The organism is Ancylobacter lacus (genome assembly GCF_018390635.1).
GTDB classification, from domain to species: domain Bacteria; phylum Pseudomonadota; class Alphaproteobacteria; order Rhizobiales; family Xanthobacteraceae; genus Ancylobacter; species Ancylobacter lacus.
In genome coordinates this window covers 1-20,922 of sequence record NZ_JAHBGE010000050.1, presented here as the reverse complement: position 1 = coordinate 20,922, position 20,922 = coordinate 1, and the positions used below count along the sequence as shown (strand labels likewise).

Annotated in this window: 20 protein-coding genes; 10 read left to right on the top strand and 10 right to left on the bottom strand. The window is 70.7% G+C overall.

Going from position 1 to position 20,922, the window contains the following annotated elements:
* Positions 1 to 126 precede the first annotated feature (126 nt).
* From KHC27_RS12605 to KHC27_RS12590, 4 genes are all read left to right on the top strand, one after another.
* The gene (locus KHC27_RS12605) at positions 127 to 1,194 is read left to right on the top strand and encodes an ABC transporter permease (RefSeq protein WP_213339730.1); all 1,068 of its coding nucleotides are present in this window, start codon (positions 127 to 129) and stop codon (positions 1,192 to 1,194) included.
* Positions 1,194 to 2,138 (top strand): ABC transporter permease, encoded by a 945-nt coding sequence (locus KHC27_RS12600; protein WP_213339729.1) that lies wholly within the window; start codon positions 1,194 to 1,196, stop codon positions 2,136 to 2,138. The genes KHC27_RS12605 and KHC27_RS12600 overlap by 1 nt, the downstream gene beginning before the upstream one ends.
* Positions 2,135 to 3,424: an amidohydrolase family protein gene (locus KHC27_RS12595; protein WP_213339728.1), complete on the top strand. Its 1,290-nt coding sequence runs from the start codon at positions 2,135 to 2,137 to the stop codon at positions 3,422 to 3,424. The genes KHC27_RS12600 and KHC27_RS12595 overlap by 4 nt, the downstream gene beginning before the upstream one ends.
* Positions 3,425 to 3,521: 97 nt before the next feature.
* Complete coding sequence (locus tag KHC27_RS12590) at positions 3,522 to 5,609, top strand: putative bifunctional diguanylate cyclase/phosphodiesterase (protein ID WP_213339727.1); 2,088 nt, start codon at positions 3,522 to 3,524, stop codon at positions 5,607 to 5,609.
* Here KHC27_RS12590 and KHC27_RS12585 read toward each other — a convergent pair.
* The 3 genes from KHC27_RS12585 to KHC27_RS12575 all read right to left on the bottom strand — a co-directional run bounded on the left by KHC27_RS12585 (position 5,587) and on the right by KHC27_RS12575 (position 7,623).
* Entirely contained in the window at positions 5,587 to 6,438 is an 852-nt protein-coding gene (locus KHC27_RS12585) for an MBL fold metallo-hydrolase (protein WP_213339726.1), read from the bottom strand. The genes KHC27_RS12590 and KHC27_RS12585 overlap by 23 nt on opposite strands.
* 91 nt (positions 6,439 to 6,529) lie before the next feature.
* Positions 6,530 to 6,979, bottom strand: a complete 450-nt coding sequence (locus KHC27_RS12580; RefSeq protein ID WP_213339725.1) for a PACE efflux transporter — start codon at positions 6,977 to 6,979, stop codon at positions 6,530 to 6,532.
* 8 nt (positions 6,980 to 6,987) lie between these two features.
* Positions 6,988 to 7,623, bottom strand: a complete 636-nt coding sequence (locus KHC27_RS12575; RefSeq protein WP_213339724.1) for an MBL fold metallo-hydrolase — start codon at positions 7,621 to 7,623, stop codon at positions 6,988 to 6,990.
* A gap of 134 nt (positions 7,624 to 7,757) precedes the next feature.
* Between KHC27_RS12575 and lepA the strand changes: the two genes are divergently transcribed.
* Both lepA and KHC27_RS12565 read left to right on the top strand, forming a co-directional pair.
* Positions 7,758 to 9,563 carry a translation elongation factor 4 gene (lepA, locus tag KHC27_RS12570; RefSeq protein WP_213339723.1) on the top strand — a complete coding sequence of 602 codons (1,806 nt, stop codon included), beginning with the start codon at positions 7,758 to 7,760 and terminating at the stop codon, positions 9,561 to 9,563.
* A gap of 146 nt (positions 9,564 to 9,709) precedes the next feature.
* Complete coding sequence (locus KHC27_RS12565; protein ID WP_213339688.1) at positions 9,710 to 10,159, top strand: hypothetical protein; 450 nt, start codon at positions 9,710 to 9,712, stop codon at positions 10,157 to 10,159.
* An 80-nt stretch (positions 10,160 to 10,239) separates the two neighbouring features.
* Here the strand turns inward: KHC27_RS12565 and KHC27_RS12560 are convergent, their stop codons facing one another.
* Positions 10,240 to 10,623: a PRC-barrel domain-containing protein gene (locus tag KHC27_RS12560; RefSeq protein ID WP_213339686.1), complete on the bottom strand. Its 384-nt coding sequence runs from the start codon at positions 10,621 to 10,623 to the stop codon at positions 10,240 to 10,242.
* Between the two features lie 172 nt (positions 10,624 to 10,795).
* On the opposite strand from KHC27_RS12560, the gene KHC27_RS12555 reads away from it, so the two are divergent.
* Entirely contained in the window at positions 10,796 to 11,947 is a 1,152-nt protein-coding gene (locus KHC27_RS12555) for a L,D-transpeptidase (RefSeq protein ID WP_246519901.1), read from the top strand.
* Positions 11,948 to 12,099: 152 nt separating this feature from the next.
* The gene (gene mepA / locus KHC27_RS12550; RefSeq protein WP_213339679.1) at positions 12,100 to 13,041 is read left to right on the top strand and encodes a penicillin-insensitive murein endopeptidase; all 942 of its coding nucleotides are present in this window, start codon (positions 12,100 to 12,102) and stop codon (positions 13,039 to 13,041) included.
* A 124-nt stretch (positions 13,042 to 13,165) separates the two neighbouring features.
* On the opposite strand, the gene KHC27_RS12545 is transcribed toward mepA, so the two are convergent.
* The 5 genes from KHC27_RS12545 to KHC27_RS12530 all read right to left on the bottom strand — a co-directional run bounded on the left by KHC27_RS12545 (position 13,166) and on the right by KHC27_RS12530 (position 17,334).
* Positions 13,166 to 13,969 carry a shikimate dehydrogenase family protein gene (locus KHC27_RS12545; RefSeq protein ID WP_213339677.1) on the bottom strand — a complete coding sequence of 268 codons (804 nt, stop codon included), beginning with the start codon at positions 13,967 to 13,969 and terminating at the stop codon, positions 13,166 to 13,168.
* 16 nt (positions 13,970 to 13,985) lie between these two features.
* On the bottom strand, positions 13,986 to 15,617 hold the full coding sequence (locus KHC27_RS12540) for a GMC family oxidoreductase (protein WP_213339675.1): 1,632 nt from the start codon (positions 15,615 to 15,617) through the stop codon (positions 13,986 to 13,988).
* 27 nt (positions 15,618 to 15,644) lie between these two features.
* Complete coding sequence (locus tag KHC27_RS22055) at positions 15,645 to 16,010, bottom strand: lytic murein transglycosylase (protein ID WP_343210903.1); 366 nt, start codon at positions 16,008 to 16,010, stop codon at positions 15,645 to 15,647.
* Positions 16,000 to 16,476, bottom strand: coding sequence for a lytic murein transglycosylase (locus KHC27_RS22050; protein WP_343210902.1), 477 nt, complete (start codon positions 16,474 to 16,476; stop codon positions 16,000 to 16,002). Before KHC27_RS22050 ends, KHC27_RS22055 begins: the two co-directional genes overlap by 11 nt.
* 117 nt (positions 16,477 to 16,593) lie before the next feature.
* Positions 16,594 to 17,334, bottom strand: coding sequence for a DUF3750 domain-containing protein (locus tag KHC27_RS12530; RefSeq protein WP_213339667.1), 741 nt, complete (start codon positions 17,332 to 17,334; stop codon positions 16,594 to 16,596).
* Positions 17,335 to 17,557: 223 nt separating this feature from the next.
* On the opposite strand from KHC27_RS12530, the gene KHC27_RS12525 reads away from it, so the two are divergent.
* Both KHC27_RS12525 and KHC27_RS12520 read left to right on the top strand, forming a co-directional pair.
* Entirely contained in the window at positions 17,558 to 18,910 is a 1,353-nt protein-coding gene (locus KHC27_RS12525) for an Nramp family divalent metal transporter (protein WP_213339665.1), read from the top strand.
* A gap of 127 nt (positions 18,911 to 19,037) precedes the next feature.
* The gene (locus KHC27_RS12520) at positions 19,038 to 20,414 is read left to right on the top strand and encodes a malonyl-CoA decarboxylase (protein WP_213339663.1); all 1,377 of its coding nucleotides are present in this window, start codon (positions 19,038 to 19,040) and stop codon (positions 20,412 to 20,414) included.
* Positions 20,415 to 20,459: 45 nt separating this feature from the next.
* On the opposite strand, the gene KHC27_RS12515 is transcribed toward KHC27_RS12520, so the two are convergent.
* Positions 20,460 to 20,858: an ArsR/SmtB family transcription factor gene (locus tag KHC27_RS12515; protein ID WP_246519900.1), complete on the bottom strand. Its 399-nt coding sequence runs from the start codon at positions 20,856 to 20,858 to the stop codon at positions 20,460 to 20,462.
* Between the last annotated feature and the right edge of the window lie 64 nt (positions 20,859 to 20,922).

The following is a 20,922-nucleotide window of genomic DNA, read 5'->3' as shown; positions in this document are numbered from 1 at the left end:
CGTCGACGCCACCGGTTTCATTCGGGAGTCCGCGGAAGGCCGGAGCCGGCCCGGTGCCGTCGGCGCGCGGGCGACGCCGCGCGTCGCGACGGCCGCCGGCAGGACAAATGTGGCCGGAGGCCCCGCATGATCCGCTTCGTCCCGCGCGAGCGCACCCCGCTCTGGCTCACCGTCGCGGTGTCGATCGGGGCCGGGGTGGCGGCGCTGCTGCTGACCGTCATTCCCCTCGCGCTCTCCGGCGCCCCGGTGCTGCGGGCCTTCGGCCTGATGGCGCAGGGCGCCGCCGGCTCCGGCTTCGCCCTCGCCGAGACGCTGACGCGGGCGACGCCGCTGATCTTCACCGGCCTTGCCGCCGCCGTTGCCTTCCGCGCCCGGCTCTGGAACATCGGCGCGGAGGGCCAGCTCTATGCCGGCGCGCTGGCGGCGGTGGCGCTTGGCAGCGGGGCGATCGCGGCGCCCGCCTATGTGCTGCTGCCGCTGGTGCTGCTCGGCGCGGCGCTGGCGGGGGCGGCGCTGCTGCTGGTGCCGGTGCTGTTCAAGACCCGGTTCGGCGCCGACGAGGTGGTGGTGACGCTGCTGCTGAACTTCGTCGTGCTGCTGGTGGTGCAGATGATGCTGGAAGGGCCGATGAAGGACGAGATGGCGCTGGGCTGGCCGCAATCGGCGCCGCTGCTGGACGAGGCGACGCTGCCGCGCCTGTTCGCCGGGCTGCGGCTGCATGCCGGGCTGGTGCTGGCGGTGGTCGCGGCGGGGCTGCTGCATGTCTTCATCGGCCGCACCGTGTGGGGGCTGCGTCTCCGCGCGGTGGGCGAGAATGCGCGCGCGGCGCGCTATGCCGGCATTCCGGTCGGCGCCTCCATGGCGCTGGTCGGCCTGCTCTCCGGCGGTCTCGCCGGCCTTGCCGGGGCCTGCGAGGTGGCGGGGCTGAAGGGCTATCTCACCGCCGACCTCTCGCCCGGCTTCGGCTATGCCGGCATCGTGGTGGCGACGCTCGCCAATCTCTCGCCGCTCGGGGTGGTGCCGGCGGCGATCTTCGTCGCCGGGGTGTTCGTGGGGGCCGACAGCATGAGCCGCGCCATCGGCGTGTCCAACTATCTCGCCGACCTCGTGGTGTCCTTCGCGCTGCTGAGCGTGCTGGTCGGCGGGCTGGTCACCCGGTTCCGCATCGTCCGGGTCCGCCGGGAGCCGGTGTGATGTGGGCGGCGCTGGACATTCTGCTGCAGGCGAATTTCTGGGCGGCGGCGATCCGCATCGCCACCCCGCTGATCTTCGGCGTGCTCGGCGCGCTGGTGTGCGAGCGCGCCGGGGTGCTCAATCTCGGCATCGAGGGCATCTTCGTGGCCGGCGCCATGAGCGGCTGGCTGGCGGTCTATCTCGGCGCCTCGCTCTGGGGCGGGGTGGCGGTGGCGGCGGCGACCGGGGCGGCGTTCGGCCTGCTCCTCGGCCTGCTCACCGTGCCGCTCGGCCTGTCGCAGCACGTCACCGGCCTCGGGGTGACGATGCTGGCGACCGCCGCGACCTATTTCGGCTACCGCGTCGCCTTTTCCACCGTCAGCACCCCGCCGCGCATCGAGCCGTTTCCCCCGCTGCATGTGCCGGTGCTGGGCGACCTGCCGTTCATAGGCACCGTGCTCGGCCAGCAGAGCGCGCTCACGGTGTTCGCCTTCCTGTGCGTCGGCGCCGTCGCGGTGGTGCTGGCGCGGACCCCGCTCGGCCTCGCGCTGCGGGCGGTGGGCGACAATCCCGAGGCGGTGGAGGCGCAGGGGCTCTCGGTGGTGGCGCTGCGGGTCGGGGCGGTCACGGCCGGCTCGGCGCTGATGGCGCTGGGCGGCGCCTTCCTCACCCTCTCGGCGTTCAACGCCTTCTATTTCGGCATGATCAACGGGCGCGGCTGGGTGTGCATCGCGCTCACGGTGTTCGCCTCGTGGCGGCCGGGCAAGGCGCTGCTCGGCGCGTTGCTGTTCGGCGCGCTCGACGCCTACCAGCTCCGCATCCAGACCATCGCCGGCGGGGTGGTGCCGAGCCAGGTCTTCCTGATGCTGCCCTACCTGTTCTCCATCGCCGCGCTGGTGCTGCTGGCCCGGCGGGCCGACTATCCGCGTGCGCTGATGAAGCCGTACTTCAAGGGACAGAGATGAGTTTCGACCTGCTGCTGAAGAACGCCGTCCTGCCGGATGGCCGCCCCGCCGACATCGGCTGTGCCGGCGGGCGCATCCTCGCCGTGGAACCGCGGCTGGAGGCGGAGGCCGGGCAGGTGATCGACGCCGGCGGGCGCCTCGTCGCGCCGCCCTTCGTCGATGTCCATTTCCACATGGACGCCACGCTCTCGCTCGGCCTGCCGCGGCTGAACCAGTCCGGCACGCTGCTGGAGGGTATCGCGCTGTGGGGCGAGCTGAAGCCGATCCTGACCCAGGAGGCGGTGATCGAGCGGGCGCTGCGCTACTGCGACCTCGCCGTCAGCCAGGGCCTGCTGGCGATCCGCTCCCATGTCGATGTCTGCGACGACCGCCTGCTCGCCGTCGAGGCGCTGCTGGAGGTCAAGGCGAAGGTGCGGGACTATATCGACCTGCAGCTCGTCGCCTTCCCGCAGGACGGCTATTTCCGCTCGCCCGGCGCCGCCGCCAACCTGCTGCGGGCGCTGGACCTCGGGGTCGATGTGGTGGGCGGCATCCCCCATTTCGAGCGCACCATGGCGGACGGGGCGGCCTCGCTGCGGGCGCTGTGCGAGATCGCCGCGGCGCGGGGGCTGCAGGTCGACATCCACTGCGACGAGAGCGACGACCCGCTCTCGCGCCACATCGAGGCGCTGGCCTATGAGACCCAGCGGCTGGGGCTCCACGGCCGGGTCGCCGGCTCGCACCTCACCTCCATGCACAGCATGGACAATTACTACGCCGCCAAGCTGATCCCGCTCATCGCCGAGGCGGGGGTGCACGCCATCGCCAACCCGCTCATCAACATCACCCTGCAGGGCCGCGCCGACACCTATCCCAAGCGGCGCGGCCAGACCCGGGTGCCGGAGCTGCGGGCCGCCGGCGTCAATGTCGCCTTCGGCCATGACTGCGTGATGGACCCCTGGTACTCGCTCGGCTCCGGCGACATGCTCGACGTCGCCCATATGGGCCTGCATGTGGGGCAGATGACCTCGCGCGAGGCGATGCGGTGGTGCTTCGAGGCGGTGACGACCAATCCCGCCCGCATCATGGGGCTGGAGGGCTACGGCCTCGCGCCGGGCTGCAACGCCGATTTCGTCGTGCTGCAGGCCGCCGACCCGATCGAGGCGATCCGTCTCAAGGCGGCGCGGCTGTTCGTGGTGCGGCGGGGCCGCGTCATCGCCGAGAGCGCGCCGCGGCTCGCCCGGCTCGCGCTTCCCGGTCGCCCCGCGCAGGTGGACGCCGCCGCCTACGCCCCCGCCACAGCGTGAACGCGGTATCTGGAGATGGTTGGAGCCGGGCGGTAATATCGCTAAAGCTTCAGGGGTTTCTGACCAACCCAGTGGTGACATGACGCCCCGATCGGATATGCCCGACGCGCGCGAGCTGCCCGAGTTCCGGCCGGACGGCCTGGAACTGCTGCATCGTCCCGTCTGGATTCTACATCTCGGTACCTTCCACAAGGTCTTCGCGAACGCCGCCGCGCTGGCGCTGTGGCAGGCCGACAGCGCGGAGGAACTGTTCTCCCGGGACTTCTGGCCGCACTCCGAGGCGATCCGGGCCCGGCTCGGCAACCTCGTCGCCCGCATCAAGGCCGGGCAGGTGGTGACCGAGCGCTGGACCTTCTATCCCCGCGGCCACGCGGTGCATGTCGACTGCATGATGAGCGGCGTGCGCCTGCCGGATGGCGGGGTCGGCATGCTGGTCGAGGCCGCCGCCCCGGATGTCGGCCCGGAGGAGCTGCGCGGGGTCGAGGCGCTGCGGCATGTCTCGGTCTATGTCTCGCTCTACGACACCGACGGCAACGTGCTGTTCCGCAATCCCGCCGCGGAAATCTGCTATCCCGGCGCGGCGCACCGCTTCCTCGACCGGTTCGCCGAGCGCGCGGACGGAGCCCTGTTGTGGCAGGCCATTCTGGCGCGGCTGGAAGGCGGCACCGACCCGTTCAAGGGCGGGGAGCTCGGGGGCGAGTTCGTCATGCGGACCGAGGCCGGCAACCGCTGGCACCGGCTGGACGCCCGGCCGACGGTCGACCCCGTCACCGGCATGCCGGCGATCCTGGTCAATGAGCGGGACATCACGGACGCGCTGCGCGCGCGCGAGCGCGTGCAGTACCTCGCCTCCTACGACATGGTCACCGGGCTCGCCAACCGCGCGCATTTCGTCGAGCGGCTCGGCGAGATGATGGTCCCGGCCATGGCGGCACGGGGCGCCCTGCTGCTCATCGACCTCGACGAGTTCAAGGGCGTCAACGACACGTTCGGCCATATCGCCGGCGACGCGGTGCTGCGGGAGGTCGGCTGCCGGCTTTCGGCGGTGGCGCGGCCGGGCGACCTTGCCGCCCGGATCGGCGGCGACGAATTCGCCCTCATCCTGCCCGGGGTGAGCGATCCGGAGGTGGCGCGGGCCCGCGCCGAGGAGGTTCTGCTGCGCCTGCGCCAGCCGATCCGGGTGGAAGGTCCGCGCGGCGCCGGCACGCCGGTGACGATCGGCGCCAGCGTCGGCGCCGCCATCTGGCCGACCGACGGCGAGACGGTGGAGGTGCTCCAGCGCAACGCGGATCTCGCGCTCTACATGGCCAAGGCCCAGGATGGCCGGGATTTCCGCTATTTCGACCAGGAGATGCGGCGCGGCAGCGACGAGCAGCGCGAGCTGGTCGAGCAGCTCGGCCTCGGTCTCGCCCGCCATGAGTTCGAGGTGCATTTCCAGCCGCTCATCGGCATCACCGGCCAGACCGTGCGGGGGCTGGAAGCGCTGGTGCGCTGGCGGCATCCGACCCGCGGGCTTCTCGCGCCGGGCCGATTCATCGCCCTCGCCGAGAATGCGGGCCTGCTGCCGAGCCTCGGGCTGGAGGTGGTGCGGACCTGCTGCGCCCGGCTGAGGGAGTGGCGCGCCCTCGGGCTGAAGCCGGGCCGGGTGGCGATCAATCTCGGCGCCGGGCAGCTGCGCGACCGTGGCCTGCCCCAGCTCATGCTGGAAACCGTCTCCGCCTACGGCCTCACCTCGGACCAGTTCGAGTTCGAGGTGCCGGAGACCATGACGCTGGGGCGTGCCGGCGAAAACGCCATCGGCGTGCTGTCCGACCTGCGCCAGCTCGGCTTTTCCATCGCCCTCGACGATTTCGGCACCGGCTTCGCCTCGCTGACGCATCTGCGCCGCCTGCCGGTGGACAAGATCAAGATCGACCTGTCCTTCATCGCCGGCATGACCAGCAACCCCGCCGATCTCGCCATCGTGCGCGCGGTGGTCAGCCTCGGCCACGATCTCGGCATGACGGTGCTGGCCGAAGGCGTGGAGACCGAGGAGCAGGCGGGCATGCTGGCGCGGCTCGGCTGCGACGAGGTGCAGGGCTATCTGCACGGCCGGCCGATGCCGGCGGACGAGCTGGCCCACTGGCTGCGCCTGCGCGAGGCCGCGCAGATCGCCTCCCGTCTCATCTTTCCGGCAGCACCGTGACCGTCGGGCGTGCCGGCAGCGTGGCGCGCGAGACCACCAGCGTCGGGCTGTCGGCGCGCTCCACCGCGTAGCGGCTGCTGCCGAGCCGGGCGAGGAAGCGCTCCAGCGTGGTCCGGTTGAAATAGTGCATCGGGATCACCAGCGGCGCCTCGAGCCGCTTCAGCACCTCCACCATGCCGTCGAGATCGAGCGTGTAGCTGCCGTCCACCGGGGCGAGCACGATGTCGATGCGCCCGAGCACGGCGAGGTCGTCGTCGGTCAGGGTGTGGTGGAGATGGCCGAGATGGGCGATGCACAGGTCGGCGGCGCGGAAGATGAAGATCGAGTTGCCGTTGACCAGCGTGCCTTCCTGGTGGTCGCGGATATTGGTGGGCAGGTTGCCGACCCAGAGGTCGCCGACCTCCAGATCATGCCGGGCCGGCGCCCCGGCCTCGCCCCAGCCCGGCAGCAGATGGGCGATGCCGGGGTCGGGGGCGAGCGAGTAGTGCGTGGAGTGGGCGCGGTTCATGGTGGCGACCTGCGGCACCCCTTGCGGGCGGACATAGTCGTTGTAGTCCGTCGCCGCGGTGACGCCTCCGGCGGTTTCGATCAGGAAGGTGGAGTGGCCGACGAAGGTGAGGCTCACCTGATCCGGCTGCAGCGCCGCCAGCCGGAAGTCCGCCGGGATGGCGCGCGCGGCGCGCGCCGGCAGGGGCGGGAGCCGGGCCGGCCAGACGGGAAGGCCGCGCTGGGCGACCAGCTTGGGGCAGCGGTCGGCCGCCGCCGAGGCCGGCGCCGGCAGGCCGAAAGCCGGCACGAGGAGGGCGAGCACCGCGGCGAGCCGTTTCATCCTGTCGCGTCCCATGCCGTTGGGGGAGGCGGCATGATCGGCCAGGGCCGCGCCGCGCGCCATTCACAGCCGGGCGAGATGGCGGAAAAAGCTACCGGGCCGAGGCCGGAAGCCCGAACAGCCGGTCGAACGCCAGGTTGAACAGGAAGGTATAGATCAGGAAGAAGCCGATCAGCGTCGCGTCGAAGAGGAAGGCTTCGAGCAGCGTCACCTCCAGCCACCAGGCGAACATCGGCACGATGAGCAGCGTCAGCCCGAATTCGAAGCCGAGGGCGTGGGCGGCCCGGCGGGCGAAGCTGCGGCCCCGCACCTTCTGCCGCGCTTCCCATTTCTCGAACAGGCTGTTGAAGAGGAAATTCCAGCCCACCGCGATGAGCGAGACGGCGAAGGTGATGACGCCGGTCGTCTCCAGCCCGTCGCCGGACAGGGCCGACAGGCCGAGGCTCGCCAACACCACGGCGATGCCCTCGTAGCTCAGCACATAGAACACGCGGCGCGCCACCGGATGGGCGCCGCGCGGCAGGGGAACAGGCTGGGACATGATCGTTTTCAGCGCAGGAACGGGTTCGACTGCTTCTCCGCCCCGATGGTGGAGGTGCTGCCGTGGCCGGGCAGGATGCCGACCGCGTCGCCGAGCGGCAGCAGCTTGGTCCTGATGCCGGCGATGAGCTGGTCGTGATTGCCATAGGGGAAATCGGTGCGGCCCACCGAGCGCTGGAACAGCGTGTCGCCGACGATGGCGAAGCCGGCCGGGCGGTTCACCAGCACGATATGGCCGGGGGTGTGGCCGGGCACGTGGAGCACCTCGAAGGAAAAGCCGCCGATCTCGACGGTGTCGCCCTCGTTCAGCCAGCGCGAGGGCGTGACCGGGCGGCCGGGAATGCCGGTGCGGGCGCCGGCGCTGGGCAGGTCGTCGAGCAGGAAGCGGTCTGCCTCGTTCGGGCCTTCCACCGGCACCTTCAGGGTCTCGGCGAGTTCGGCGGCGCCGCCGGCATGGTCGATATGGCCATGGGTCAGCACGATCTTCTCGGCCGTGACCTCCAGCTCCTCAAGCGCCGCCAGGATGCGGGGCAGGTCGCCGCCCGGGTCGATCACGGCGCCCTTCTTGCTCTCCTCGTCCCAGACGATGGAGCAGTTCTGCTGGAAGGGCGTGACGGGGACGACGGCGATCTTCAGTTCCGGCATGGGCTCCTCGGCTGGGGTCCGTGACGCGGCGGGCGCGCGGGGAGCGGGACTTTCCACGATCGCGCCCCATCCCGCAAGGCAGCAGCGCCCCGCGGCGCTTGTGGCCCGCCTGAGCCGATGCTATCCCGCGCGGCATGAGCACCGAGCCGATCGACAACATCCGCAACTTCTCCATCGTCGCCCATATCGACCATGGGAAGTCGACCCTTGCCGACCGCCTGATCCAGATCACCGGCGGCCTGTCCGAGCGCGAGATGTCGGAGCAGGTGCTCGACAGCATGGACATCGAGCGCGAGCGCGGCATCACCATCAAGGCCCAGACCGTCCGCCTCTCCTACAAGGCGCAGGACGGCAAGACCTATGTGCTGAACCTCATCGACACCCCCGGCCATGTCGACTTCGCCTATGAGGTGAACCGCTCGCTCGCCGCGGTGGAGGGCTCGCTCCTCGTGGTCGACGCCTCGCAGGGGGTGGAGGCGCAGACCCTCGCCAATGTCTATCAGGCCATCGACAACAATCACGAAATCGTTCCGGTCCTGAACAAGGTCGACCTGCCCGCCGCCGAGCCGGAAAAGGTGAAGGCGCAGATCGAGGACGTGATCGGGCTCGACGCCTCGCAGGCGATCCTGATCTCGGCGAAGACCGGCATCGGCATTCCCGATGTGCTGGAGGCCATCGTCACCCGGTTGCCGCCGCCCAGGGGCGACCGCGAGGCGCCGCTCAAGGCGCTGCTGGTCGACAGCTGGTACGACGTCTATCTCGGCGTGGTGGTGCTGGTCCGCATCGTCGACGGCGTGATGAAGAAGGGCCAGCGAATCAAGATGATGCAGACCGGCGCCGCCTATGAGGTGGACCGCGTCGGCGTCTTCACGCCCAAGCTCACCGTCATGTCGGAGCTCGGGCCGGGGGAGATCGGCTTCCTCACCGGCTCGATCAAGGAGGTCGCCGACACCCGGGTGGGCGACACCCTCACCGAGGAGAAGCGGCCCACCGCCGAGGCGCTGCCGGGCTTCAAGCCGGCGCAGCCGGTGGTGTTCTGCGGTCTCTTCCCCGTGGATGCCGCCGATTTCGAGGATCTGCGCGCGGCGATGGGCAAGCTGCGCCTGAACGACGCCTCCTTCTCCTTCGAGATGGAGACCTCGGCGGCGCTGGGCTTCGGCTTCCGCTGCGGCTTTCTCGGGCTGCTGCATCTGGAAATCATCCAGGAGCGGCTGGAGCGCGAGTTCAACCTCGATCTCATCGCCACCGCGCCGTCGGTCATCTATGAAATCGAGATGAACGACGGCTCGGTGATCGAGCTGCACAACCCAGCCGACATGCCCGACGTGGTGAAGATCAAGGAGATCCGCGAGCCGTGGATCCGCGCGACGATCCTCACGCCGGACGACTATCTCGGCGCGGTCCTCAAGCTTTGCCAGGACCGTCGCGGCACCCAGGTCGAGCTGACCTATGTCGGCTCGCGCGCGATGGTGACCTATGACCTGCCGCTGAACGAAGTGGTCTTCGACTTCTACGACCGGTTGAAGTCGATCTCGAAGGGCTATGCCTCGTTCGACTACCAGATCACGGAGTACCGCGCCGGCGACCTGGTGAAGATGTCGATCCTCGTCAATGCCGAGCCGGTCGACGCGCTCTCCATGCTGGTGCACCGCACCCGGGCGGAATATCGCGGCCGGGCCATGTGCGAGAAGCTCAAGGACCTGATCCCGCAGCATCTCTTCCAGATTCCGATCCAGGCCGCGATCGGCGCCAAGATCATCGCCCGCGAGACCATCCGGGCGCTGCGCAAGGATGTGACGGCCAAGTGCTATGGCGGCGACATCACCCGCAAGCGCAAGCTTCTGGAGAAGCAGAAGGAAGGCAAGAAGAAGATGCGGCAGTTCGGCCGCGTGGAAATCCCGCAGGAAGCCTTCATCGCGGCGCTGAAGGTCGACGACTGAGCCCCGGCGGGCCGGTCGAGATGGGCTTATGGCAATCGGGCTAGGGTCCGTGGTCGCCGACATTTATGCACGTTCCGCGCGATGATGTGCGACGGATGCGCGGTTTTGGTGTACCGTCTTCCCACGTCGACGACGGGGGAACGTCTGTGATCACCATCACCATAACCAAGAGCTTGACGACGGCCTCCATCTCCGGCGGGGATGGTGGGCCGGGGCAGATCAGCGATACGGTGGGCATCCAGTATCAATGGTCGCTGCCCCTTGCCGAATTGACCACCGAACCGGACAATTCGCTGGTCTTGAACACCTTGTCGAACGTTATGGCGGTCGTGGGCGGGGTGGCGCAGACCACGTCCCAATCCATTCCGCTGGCGGCGGCCGGCGACTATGACGGCGACAGCGTGACCCTCGGCGGCACCGGTCTCGGCGCTGGGCTCAGTGGCGGGCAGCTGCAGGTTCACGGCAGCCATATCGACCTGTACGGCGTGAACGACCCGGATTTCGCGGACCTCTCCTGCCTGCCGGTCGGCACGTTCTTCGCGACGCCCGTTGCCGGCATCACCCGGCACAACGTCGTCCTCGTCATCGAGGCGTGAGGCGCCGCGCGGCGGAAAGGCCCGGAATCAAGGCGGCCGGGCGTCGAGCCCGGCCGCTGTCCATGTCCCTGTCCGCCGCGTCAGATCACATAGGGCGGGGTGCCGTAATAGTCGTTGACCTTGCGGTCCCACTCCCGGTTGCCGAAGCCCGGCTCGTCGACGGAGGCGAGCTTGGGCGCGCCGGTGAGCTGCTCCTCGGTGAGGTCGACGACATAGCCGTCCAGCGCCTCGTCATATTTCAGCAGCGACCACGGCAGGGGATAGAAGTCCTCGCCGAAGCCGAGGAAGCCGCCGAAGCTCATCACCGCATAGGCGGTCTGGCCGGTGAGCTTGTCGATCATCACCCGGGCGATGGAGCCGATCTTGTCGCCGTTGGGACGATAGACCGAGGTACCTTCGACCTTGTCGCTGCCGATCAGGGTCATGGTTTCGCGGGCTTCGAGATTGGGCTGGGTGCTGTGCATCAGGTCCTCCTCGTTTGTTGTGACGTTCGCAAACCCAACGTCCGTAAGGGCAGGCGGGTTCCCGCCGCTGCCCGGCGGTTCGCGGCGGGTGTCGTGCGGGTGCCATGGCGGGGCGGCAGTTTGCGCCGGCATGTCGTATGGTCGACGCGCTGATTCGAGACGGAAGCCCGCCATGGACGACACAGCCGCACGCCCTGCCGCCGACGCCGCCGTCACGGGCGGGAGCCCCACCGGGGCCGATCCTATGGCCGCTTCCTCCGGGCCGATCCCTGCCGGCCGCCGCGCGGTGCTGCGGCAGCTCGCCGGCGCCGGCCTCGGCCTGGCCGGGCTCGGCCTTTTCCCCGGCCTGCCGCTCCCCGGCGGGGCGGCGCGGGCGCAGACCGCGCTCGACCCCGGGATGATCGACGTCGCCGCGATGAAGCCGGGCGAGTTCGCCTGGTTCCCCGACCGTGCCCCGGCCGGCTTTGTCGGCATCATCGTGTCGCTGCCGGACCAGCGCTGCTATGTCTACCGCAACGGCATCCGCATCGGGGTCTCCACCGTCTCCACCGGGCGAACGGGCTTTGCGACCCCGACCGGGGTGTTCACCATCCTGCAGAAGGACGTGGTGCACCACTCCTCGGAATATGACGACGCCTCCATGCCCTATACCGAGCGGCTCACCTGGTCGGGGGTGGCGCTGCATGCCGGCGGGCTGCCGGGCTATCCCTCTTCGCATGGCTGCGTGCACCTGCCGCTGGCCTTTGCCCGGCTGGTGTTCAGCGTCACCCATTACGGCACGCCGGTGATCGTGGCGGATTCCCATTCCCAGCCGCTCGACGTGCTGCACCCCGGCCTCGTGCTGCCGGCCGACGCCATGAAGGCGATGGAGGCGGCGGAGGCGGGCTCCAGCGCCGCGCCCGGCAATTCCCCGGCGGGGCAGGGCGCCGGGGCCGACGGTTCCGCGCCCGCCTCCGGGCCGCAGCCGGTCGGGGTGGTGGTGTCGGGCGCCGACAAGGCGCTGATCGTGATGAAGGGCGCCGAGATCGCCTTCCAGGCGCCGGTCACGATCAAGGACCCCGGCACCCCGCTGGGCAATGTGGTCTATGTGCTGAAGGAGACGAAGGGCGACGTGGTGTGGACCGCGTTTTCCTATGAAGGGTCCGGCGCCGGGCAGGGCAAGGCCTCCGACGCCATCACCCGCATTTCGGTGGAGCCGGCGGCGAACCAGACGCTGGCGAAGCTGCTGGTGCCCGGCTCCACCATGCTCATCACCGATCTCTCCGCCCATTCCGGCACCCGCAGCGCCAGGGATTTCGTCATCGTCGACGCCGCCACGAGCTGAGGGCGGCCCGGCCTTCCGGCGGGTGGCGCCCGCCCTTCGGGGCGTGCTTCCCGAGCTGCCGCCGCCTGAACGGCGACGAACCGGGCCTTCTCCGCGCCGTGTGAGTTGATCCGCGCGGCCGGGCGGCGGATTCTGCGGCGATGGAGAGCCTCATGCGAATCGTCCGCCGCCGCCTCGCCGCCGCCGCCCTTCTCGCGGCGCTGGCCGCCACCGCCGCTCCGGCGCGGGCGCAGACGCCGGGCACGCTCGACCCGCCGCCGCCCGCCCGCGCGGTGACCCCGGCGCTGGCGGCGACGCTGCCGGCCAAGGAGCTGTTCGGCGGCGTGCGCTCCGCCACGCCCGGGCCGGCGCAGGCGATCGGCTTCTATTCCAAGGGCTGCATGGCGGGGGCGGAGGCGCTGGCGGTGAACGGGCCGAGCTGGCAGGTGATGCGGCTGTCGCGCAACCGCAACTGGGGCCAGCCGGCGATGATCGCCTTTCTCGAGCGGTTCGCCGCCACCGTGCCGAAGGTGTCGCGCTGGCCGGGCATCCTGGTCGGCGACATGTCGCAGCCGCGCGGCGGGCCGATGCTCACCGGCCACGCCTCGCACCAGGTCGGGCTCGACGTCGACATCTGGCTGACCCCGATGCCGCAGCGCCAGCTCAGCGCGCAGGAGCGCGAGACCATGTCGGCGGTGATGGTGGTGCGCCCGGACCGGCTGGATGTCGACCCCAAGGTGTGGACGCCCTCCCATGTCGCGGTGATCCGCGCCGCCGCCCAGGACCCGCAGGTGGAGCGGGTGCTGGTGAACGCCGCGATCAAGAAGGCGCTGTGCCGCGACGCCACCGGCGACCGCTCCTGGCTGCGCAAGGTGCGGCCCTATTGGGGCCACGACTACCACATGCATGTGCGGATCGGCTGCACCGCCGACAGCCCGATGTGCAAGGCGCAGGAGCCGGTGACCGGGGGGGAAGGCTGCGGCGCGGAGCTGAACTACTGGTTCAGCGAGGGCGTGCTGCACCCGAGGCCGCCCGCCATTCCGCCCAAGCCGAAGCCGCCCATGATGCTCGCCGACATGCCCGACGCCTGCCGGCAGGTGCTGCTGGCGCGCTAGGCGAGAGCATTTTCGAGCGAAGTGGATTCCGGTTCGCGTGAAGAAAATGCGTTAAAACAACAACCTGGTGCCTGTCCGAGGAACCCGCGTTCACCGGATAGGCTCTGGAGGCGCCGCCCCGCGTTCATGCCGGAGGCGTGGGCGCCAGCATGAAATCGATCATCAGGTCGATCTGCGATTCCAGCATGGCAAGGCCGGGCTGGGTCGCGCAGCCGCGCCGGGACGCGGCTTCGAGAAAGGGCGTTGGTGTGTCGCGGATCACGACGTCGGCAGCGACCGCGCCGGGACGGAGCCGGTCGGCCAGCAGCGGCAGCGGGTCGTGCGGCCGCATCCCGAGTGAGGTCGCGTTGATGGCGATGTCGCATCCAGCGGGATCGGGCAGCGGCAGCAGCGTGATCCCGAAGCCCGGCACGGCGCGGCCGATCCGCTCGCGCAGCGCCTGCGCCCCGGCGGCGCTGCGGTTGAACAGCGAGAGGCGGCGGGCACCATGGCGGGCCAGCGCCAGGGCAATGCCGAGTGCCACCCCGCCAGCGCCGGCCATGACGATGTGCGCGTCCCGCACCGATCGGCCGGCGGCGGCGAGCCCGGCGACGAAGCCCTCACCGTCGAGCATGGCACCGACGAGGCGGCCCTCGCCGGTGCGGCGGATGACATTGCAGGCGCCGATCAGCTTCGCGTCCGCCGTCAGGTCGTCGACCAGTGCCGCGGCGGCGATCTTGTGCGGCATGGTGATGACGGCGCCGCGTGCATTCTGCCCGGCGCGCAGGCCGTCAAGGGCTGCGCCGAGGGCGGCGGGCGCGACATGCATCGGCACCAGCACGGCGTCGTGACCGCGGGCGACGAGCCGCGGATTCATCAGCCCGGGCGCGCGGGCCTGCGCGATCGGGTCGCCCATATGAAACAGAAGCTGGGTCGCGCCCGAGATCATCGTGTGGCCGCCGGCATCAGGGTTGGTCCTCGAGGATCATCCGGGCGGCCTTTTCCGCGATCATGATGGTGGGCGAGTTGGTGTTGCCGGAGACGATGGTCGGCATCACCGAGGCGTCCGCCACCCGCAGCCGGTCGATGCCGAACAGCCGCAGCCGCGCGTCGACCACGGCCGTGGGGTCGCTGGCGAGGCCCATCTTCGCCGTGCCGACCGGGTGGAAGATGGTGGTGCCGATATCGCCGGCGGCGCGGGCGAGCGCGGCCTCGTCGTCGCCGACCTCGGGGCCGGGCAGCATCTCCTCCGGGCGGTAGGGCGCCAGTGCCGGCCGCGCGACGATGCGGCGGGCGACGCGGATGGCGTCGGCCGCCACCCGGCGGTCCTCCTCGGTCGCGAGGTAGTTCGGCGCGATGACCGGCGCCGAGGCGGGATCGGCGTCGCGCAGCCCCACCCGGCCGCGGCTCGACGGGCGCAGGTGGCACACGCTCATGGTGAAGGCGGGAAAGGGGTGCAGCGGCTCGCCGAACTTCGGCAGCGAGAGCGGCTGCACGTGGAATTCGAGGTCGGCGCGCACGATCTCCGGGCGCGAGCGGGTGAAGATGCCGAGCTGCGAGGGCGCCATGGTCAGCGGGCCGCGCCGGAACAGCGCGAAGTCGAGCCCCATCTTCGCCCGGCCGAACAGCGAGCGGTAGCGCTCGTTCAGCGTGGGCAGGCCGGCGATGCGGTAGATCAGCCGGAGCTGGAGATGGTCCTGCAGGTTGGCGCCCACCCCCGGCCGGTCCAGCACCACCGGGATGCCGTGCGCCGCCAGCTCGGCCGCCGGGCCGATGCCGGAGCGCTGCAGCAGGGTCGGGCTGTTGATGGCGCCCGCCGCCAGCACCACCTCCGCCTCCGCCCGGGCGCGGCGCAGCGCGCCGTCCTGCCGCCACTCCACGCCGACCGCGCGGCCGTCCTCGATGAGCACCCGCGATACGAGGCAGCCGGTCTCCACCTTCAGGTTGGGACGGCCCATCACCGGCTTCAGGAAGCCGCGCGCCGCGCTCCAGCGCAGGCCGCGCTTCTGGTTCACCTGGAAATAGGAGGAGCCCTCATTGTCGCCGGTGTTGAAGTCGGCGACCGGGGCGATGCCGTCCTCCTGCGCGGCGCGGCGCACCGTGTCGAGCAGCAGCCACGAGAGGCGGGGGAACTCGACCCGCCATTCCCCGCCCGCGCCGTGATGGGTAGTGGCGCCGAGCCAGTGGTCCTCATGGCTGCGGAAGATCGGCAGCACGTCGTCCCAGCCCCAGCCGGGCAGGCCGAGCTGGCGCCAGTGGTCGTAATCGCCCGCCTGCCCGCGCATGTAGATCATGGCGTTGATGGCGGAGGAGCCGCCCAGCGTGCGCCCGCGCGGGTAGGCCAGCGCCCGCCCGTTCAGCCCCGGCTCGGGCTCGGTGCGGTAGCACCAGTCGGCGCGGGGATTGCCGATGGCGAAGAGATAGCCGACCGGGATGTGGAACCAGATCCAGTTGTCGCGCCCGCCCGCCTCCAGCAGCAGCACCCGGTTGCGCGGGTCGGCCGAGAGGCGGTTGGCGAGCACGCAGCCCGCCGAGCCCGCCCCGACCACGATGTAGTCGAAGCGCTCAGGGGCGGCCGGGGAGGGGGGCGCGGTCATGACGGGCTTCCGGCGGCGGGCCGGACCTTACTCGACGAGGCGGGAGGCGAAATAGGCGAGCGCCTGCTGGTAGACGGTGGCCTTGTTCCAGCCGGCCAGCGCGGCGGCATTGGCGCCGTTGGTCCAGCTCATGCCGCTCCAGCCATAGCCGCGCAGATAGTTCGCGGTGGAGGCCAGCGCGTCGGGCGCGCTGCGGATGAGGTCGCGGCGGCCATTGCCGTCGAAGTCCACCGCGAACTGGTAGTAGGACTTCGGCATGAACTGGGTCTGGCCCATCTCGCCGGCCCAGGCGCCCCGCATGTCCGGGATGGCGACGTCGCCGCGGTCGGCGACGCGCAGCGCGGCCATGAGCTGGTCGGTAAAGAAGTCGGCGCGGCGGCAGTCATAGGCCAGCGTCGCCAGCGAGGGGAAGATCGGCTTTCTTGCCCTGGTTGGCGCCGTAATCGGTCTCCATGCCCCAGATGGCGACGAGGATGGGGGCAGGCACGCCGAACTGCCGCTCGATGCGGGCGAGCACGTCGGCATACTGCTTCATCTTCTGCTTGCCCTGGGCGATGCGCCCGGCGGTCACCCGGTTCTGGATGAACTGCTCGAAGCTGACGGCGAAGTGCTTCTGGTTGCGGTCGAGCCGGATGACGCTCGTGTCGTAGCTCGCGCCGTCCAGCGCCGCGGAGACGGTGCGGGCGGAGATGCCCTGCGCGACGGCGCTGCGCTTGAAGTCGGCGAGCCAGGCGCTGAAGCCGGCGCCGTCGTCGCCGCAGGGCGCGGCGAGGGCGGGAGCGGCGGCGAAGGGCGAGACGAGCGAGAGGACGAGCGCTCCGCGCAGCAGCGCGGCCTTCCAGTCGATGCGCGGAAACATGCAGGACCCCAATCGGAATGTGCGCCTATCTAGGACGGCGCGCACGGGCTCCGCAAGCCTATGGGCCGGCTCGCCAATCCCGCTCCCGGCAAGGTGAGGGGCGGGGGTGACCCGGCGTCACACGCCGATGCGGCCGAAGCCCGGCAGCTTGATACCGGGGCGGCGCAGATCGAGCCCGGCGACCGCGCCGAGGATGTTGAGCTCGACGCCCTCGATCCAGCCCAGGGTGAGGCCGGCATAGCCGCCCAGCGTGACCCGCACCCCGGTGCGCGAGGGGGTGAGGCCGAACCAGCTTCCGTCCACCGGAAAATCCTTGCCGATGGCGGTGGGCGGCAGGGTGGCGCCGCTCTCGGGAATCGCCGCCAGCACCCAGGCGGTGAAGCTGTTGGAGTTCGGGCCCGGCCACACCCGGTAGTCGCCGGCATTGGCATAGGCATAGCGCGCCACCGCGTCGCGGATGCGGGGGATCATCCGCTCGGCTTCCGCGCCGTCGGCGGAGAACACCAGCTCGGGCTCGTTGCCGTACCAGCGCCCGTCCGGGGCATAGCCGTTGCGGCGGATCGGCGAGCCCCAGCCGACTTTGTCGTAGCGCTCATAGGCGCCGGCGCCGGGGTCCTTCACCACCACCCAGCTATGGACGGCGAAGATGCCGCGCCAGCGCCCGACCCGGGCGGCGTAGACCCGCACCATCGCCTCGGGATGGGCGCGGGCGGCCGGCAGCAGGCCGGCGCTCGACCAGTCGGCGTTGCGCCACGACACATTGCCGTCCGCGCTCTTCCAGGTGAGCGCGTGGAGGCCGAGCGGGGCGAGGAACAGGAGGCAGAAGGCAAGGAGGGCGATCTTCACGCTGCGGAACATGGGGTGTTCATGCCCGGGCGAAAGTGGCGGCACGGCGGTGCCGCGCCTCCCGTCCGCGCACGGTTGCGTGAACGCCCGTCCGCTTGATGCGAATGATTTGCAACTTGGTTGACAGCACCGCGCCGCGGCTCCATCTTTGTTGCGAACAGTTTGCATCTAGGGTGCGCGCCGGGCTGTCGAAACCCTTCCGGCCGGCGCCGGCCCGTGTCTGGGGAATGCTGTCATGAACATGCTGGAACGGCTGGGGAGCACGTCGCAACCGGGCGGCTGGCGCCGCGAGCGCGGCGAGGCGGCGCTGGCGGACGTGCACGGCACCGTCGCCGTGCCGAAGCGGCCGGGGCTGTGGCGGGTGCTCGCCTTCATCGGGCCGGGCTATCTCGTCGCCACCGGCTATATGGACCCCGGCAACTGGGCGACCTCGCTGGCCGGCGGCTCGCGCTTCGGTTATGCCCTGCTCACGGTGGCGCTGCTCTCCAACATGATCGCCATCCTGCTGCAGGCGCTGTGCTCGCGGCTCGGCGTCGCCTCCGGCCGCGATCTCGCACAGGCCTGCCGCGACAGCTTCCCGCGCCCGGTGGCGCTGGTGCTGTGGCTGCTGGCCGAGGCGGCGATCTGCGCCACCGACCTCGCCGAGGTGATCGGCACCGCGATCGGCCTCAACCTGCTGTTCGGCATCCCGCTGGAACTCGGCGTGGTCATCACCGCGCTCGACGTGTTCCTGATCCTGTGGCTGCAGAAGCTCGGCTTCCGCTGGGTGGAAGCGCTCATCATCACCCTGCTGGGGGTGATCGCGCTGTGCTTCGGCATCCAGATCGCGCTGGCGGACCCCGACTGGGGCCAGGTGATCCGCGGCTTCGCGCCGACGACGCAGATCGTCTCCGATCCCGACATGCTCTATCTCGCGCTCGGCATCCTCGGCGCGACGGTGATGCCGCACAATCTCTACCTGCACTCCGCCATCGTCCAGACCCGCCGCCACGACCCGAGCGAGAGCGGCATCCGCGAGGCGATCCGCTACGCCACGCTCGACTCCACCGTGGCGCTGATGTTCGCCCTCACCATCAACGCCTCCATCCTCATTCTGGCGGCGGCGAGCTTCCACCATGGCGGGGTGGGGGAGGTGGCGGACCTCGGCAAGGCGCACGAGCTGCTGAACCCGCTGCTCGGCAGCGCGCTGGCGCCCAGCCTGTTCGCGATCGCGCTGATCTGCTGCGGCCTCAACTCCACCGTGACCGCGACCATCGCCGGTCAGGCGGTGATGGAAGGCTTCATCAACCTGAAGATCGCGCCGTGGCTGCGCCGGCTCATCACCCGCGGCATCGCCATCGTGCCGGCGGCGGCGGTGACGGTGGCCTATGGCGAGAGCGGCGCGGGGGCGCTGCTGATCCTCAGCCAGGTGGTGCTGAGCCTGCAACTGCCCTTCGCGGTGGTGCCGCTGGTGATGTTCACCGCCGACCGCCGCAAGATGGGCGTGCATGTCGCCCCGCGCTGGCAGACCGTGCTCGCCGCGCTGGCGGCGGCGCTGATCATCGCGCTCAACATGAAGCTGGTCTACGATTTCGTGACCGGCGCCTGACGCCGGGGACGGTCCGCCGCCCAAGGTCTGGCTTGCGCCGGGCCGGCCGCAGCGCCCATCCTGTCGCCGCATCGGCCCCCTCCGCAGCGGAAGGGGCCGGCCCGCAGCGGAACGGAGGCGCCCCGCCATGAACGCGAATGTCAGCTTCTTCGGCGACCTGCTCGGCACCATCTCCGAGCGTGGCCGGGCGCTGCTCGACCTCGGCCGCGACCGCAAGCCGGCCGGCGCCGCCCGGGCGGCCGGGCTGGTGGAGCTGTGCGAGCGGCTGCTCTCCGGCCGGGGCGAGGCGTCCGGCGTCGCGCTGGCGCAGGAAATCCTCACCCGCTACCGCGCCCTGAAGACCGGGGAGCGCATCGCCTTCTTCGAGGCGCTGGCCGCCACCTTCGGCCCCGACCGCGCCCGGCTGGAGCGCGCCCTTGCCGAGTATGCCCGCCATCCCGGCGAGGCCAGCATCGCGGCCCTGCACGCCGCCAGCGAGCCGCGCCGGCAGGAACTGGTGCGCCGGCTGAACCTCGCCCCCGGCGCCACCGCCGCGCTGGTCGGCATGCGCTCGGCGCTGCTTGACGTGCTGCCGCGCCGGGCCGATCTCTCCGTGGTGGACCGCGACTTCGTCCACCTCTTCGCGTCCTGGTTCAATCGGGGGTTCCTGGTGCTGCGCCGCATCGACTGGTCGACGCCCGCCAATGTGCTGGAGAAGATCATCCGCTACGAGGCGGTGCACGCCATCCGCGACTGGGACGACCTGCGCGCCCGCGTCGACAGCCCGGACCGGCGCTGCTACGCCTTCTTCCACCCCGCCCTGGTCGACGAGCCGCTGATCTTCGTCGAGGTGGCGCTGACCCGCGAGGTGCCGGAGGCGATCGCCCCGATCCTGGCGGTGAAGCGCGCCCACACGGTCGACCCGGCGCGGGCGAGCGTGGCGGTGTTCTATTCCATCTCCAACTGCCAGCCCGGCCTTGGCGGGGTGAGCTTCGGCAATTTCCTCATCAAGCAGGTGGTGGAGGAGATTTCCCGCGAGCTGCCGGACCTCAAGACCTTCGTCACCCTCTCCCCGGTTCCGGGCTTCCGGGCGTGGCTGGAGCGCGAGCGCCGGGCCGAGAGCCCGGCGGCGCTGACCCCCGCCGACCGCGTGGCGCTGGAGGCGCTGGACGGCGATGGGCTGGAAGGGGACACGGCGCGGCAGGCGGCGCTGCGCCCGGTGCTGGCGGCGCTGGCGGCGCATTACTTCCTCGTCGCCCGCTCGCCCAAGGGCCGCCCGCTCGACCCGGTGGCGCGCTTCCACCTCGGCAACGGCGCCCGGCTGGAACGGATCAACCCGTTCGGCGACCTCTCCGCCAAGGGCATCGAGCAGGCGGCGGGGCTGATGGTGAACTACCGCTATCTCCTCGACGACATCGAGGCCAATCACGAGGCCTTCTTCGACAAGGGCCAGATCGTCGCCAGCCCGCCGGTGCGCAAGCTGCTGCGGGCCGACAGCGCGCCCAAGGCGCTGGTTCCGGGCTGACGCCGCACCGCGCTGCGCCCGTCCGCGGCCTCCCGTCTCCCGGCCTCAGCCGGCCGGGGGGGTGTCCGGCGCGGGCGCGGCGTCGTCCCTCTCCGCACAGAACCGCGCGTAGAGCACCGCCATCACCTCCAGCGTCGCGGGGTGGCGGATGGAATAGTGCAACGTGCGGTGATCGCGGCGGAAATCGACGATTCCCTCCTCCTTCAGCTTCGCCAGATGCTGCGACATCGAGGTCTGGGCGATGCCGGTCGCCTCGATCAGCGCACCGACGCTGCGTTCGCCGCCGGCGAGTTCGCACAGGATCAGCAGGCGGTGGGGATTGGCGAGGCCCTTGAGGAAGTCGGCGGCCTCGCCCGCCCGTGCGGCGAGTGCCGCCCGCCCCGGCATGGGGCGGACGGTCGGCGGGCCGGCGGGTCCGGGCGTCGTGGGGGCTTTACAATTCATATTTTCATCATATACTCGGCCTACATCAAAACCCGGAAATTTCGCGGGTCGATGATATGGAAGT

Bases quoted from the DNA above. Each gene is read 5' to 3' on its own strand.
- KHC27_RS12605 (WP_213339730.1), top strand. From the start codon at position 127: ATGATCCGCTTCGTCCCGCGCGAGCGCACCCCGCTCTGGCTCACCGTC.
- KHC27_RS12600 (WP_213339729.1), top strand. From the start codon at position 1,194: ATGTGGGCGGCGCTGGACATTCTGCTGCAGGCGAATTTCTGGGCGGCG.
- KHC27_RS12595 (WP_213339728.1), top strand. From the start codon at position 2,135: ATGAGTTTCGACCTGCTGCTGAAGAACGCCGTCCTGCCGGATGGCCGC.
- KHC27_RS12590 (WP_213339727.1), top strand. From the start codon at position 3,522: ATGCCCGACGCGCGCGAGCTGCCCGAGTTCCGGCCGGACGGCCTGGAA.
- KHC27_RS12585 (WP_213339726.1), bottom strand. From the start codon at position 6,438: ATGAAACGGCTCGCCGCGGTGCTCGCCCTCCTCGTGCCGGCTTTCGGC.
- KHC27_RS12580 (WP_213339725.1), bottom strand. From the start codon at position 6,979: ATGTCCCAGCCTGTTCCCCTGCCGCGCGGCGCCCATCCGGTGGCGCGC.
- KHC27_RS12575 (WP_213339724.1), bottom strand. From the start codon at position 7,623: ATGCCGGAACTGAAGATCGCCGTCGTCCCCGTCACGCCCTTCCAGCAG.
- lepA (WP_213339723.1), top strand. From the start codon at position 7,758: ATGAGCACCGAGCCGATCGACAACATCCGCAACTTCTCCATCGTCGCC.
- KHC27_RS12560 (WP_213339686.1), bottom strand. From the start codon at position 10,623: ATGCACAGCACCCAGCCCAATCTCGAAGCCCGCGAAACCATGACCCTG.
- KHC27_RS12555 (WP_246519901.1), top strand. From the start codon at position 10,796: ATGGACGACACAGCCGCACGCCCTGCCGCCGACGCCGCCGTCACGGGC.
- mepA (WP_213339679.1), top strand. From the start codon at position 12,100: ATGCGAATCGTCCGCCGCCGCCTCGCCGCCGCCGCCCTTCTCGCGGCG.
- KHC27_RS12545 (WP_213339677.1), bottom strand. From the start codon at position 13,969: ATGATCTCGGGCGCGACCCAGCTTCTGTTTCATATGGGCGACCCGATC.
- KHC27_RS12540 (WP_213339675.1), bottom strand. From the start codon at position 15,617: ATGACCGCGCCCCCCTCCCCGGCCGCCCCTGAGCGCTTCGACTACATC.
- KHC27_RS22050 (WP_343210902.1), bottom strand. From the start codon at position 16,476: ATGTTTCCGCGCATCGACTGGAAGGCCGCGCTGCTGCGCGGAGCGCTC.
- KHC27_RS12530 (WP_213339667.1), bottom strand. From the start codon at position 17,334: ATGTTCCGCAGCGTGAAGATCGCCCTCCTTGCCTTCTGCCTCCTGTTC.
- KHC27_RS12525 (WP_213339665.1), top strand. From the start codon at position 17,558: ATGAACATGCTGGAACGGCTGGGGAGCACGTCGCAACCGGGCGGCTGG.
- KHC27_RS12520 (WP_213339663.1), top strand. From the start codon at position 19,038: ATGAACGCGAATGTCAGCTTCTTCGGCGACCTGCTCGGCACCATCTCC.
- KHC27_RS12515 (WP_246519900.1), bottom strand. From the start codon at position 20,858: ATGAATTGTAAAGCCCCCACGACGCCCGGACCCGCCGGCCCGCCGACC.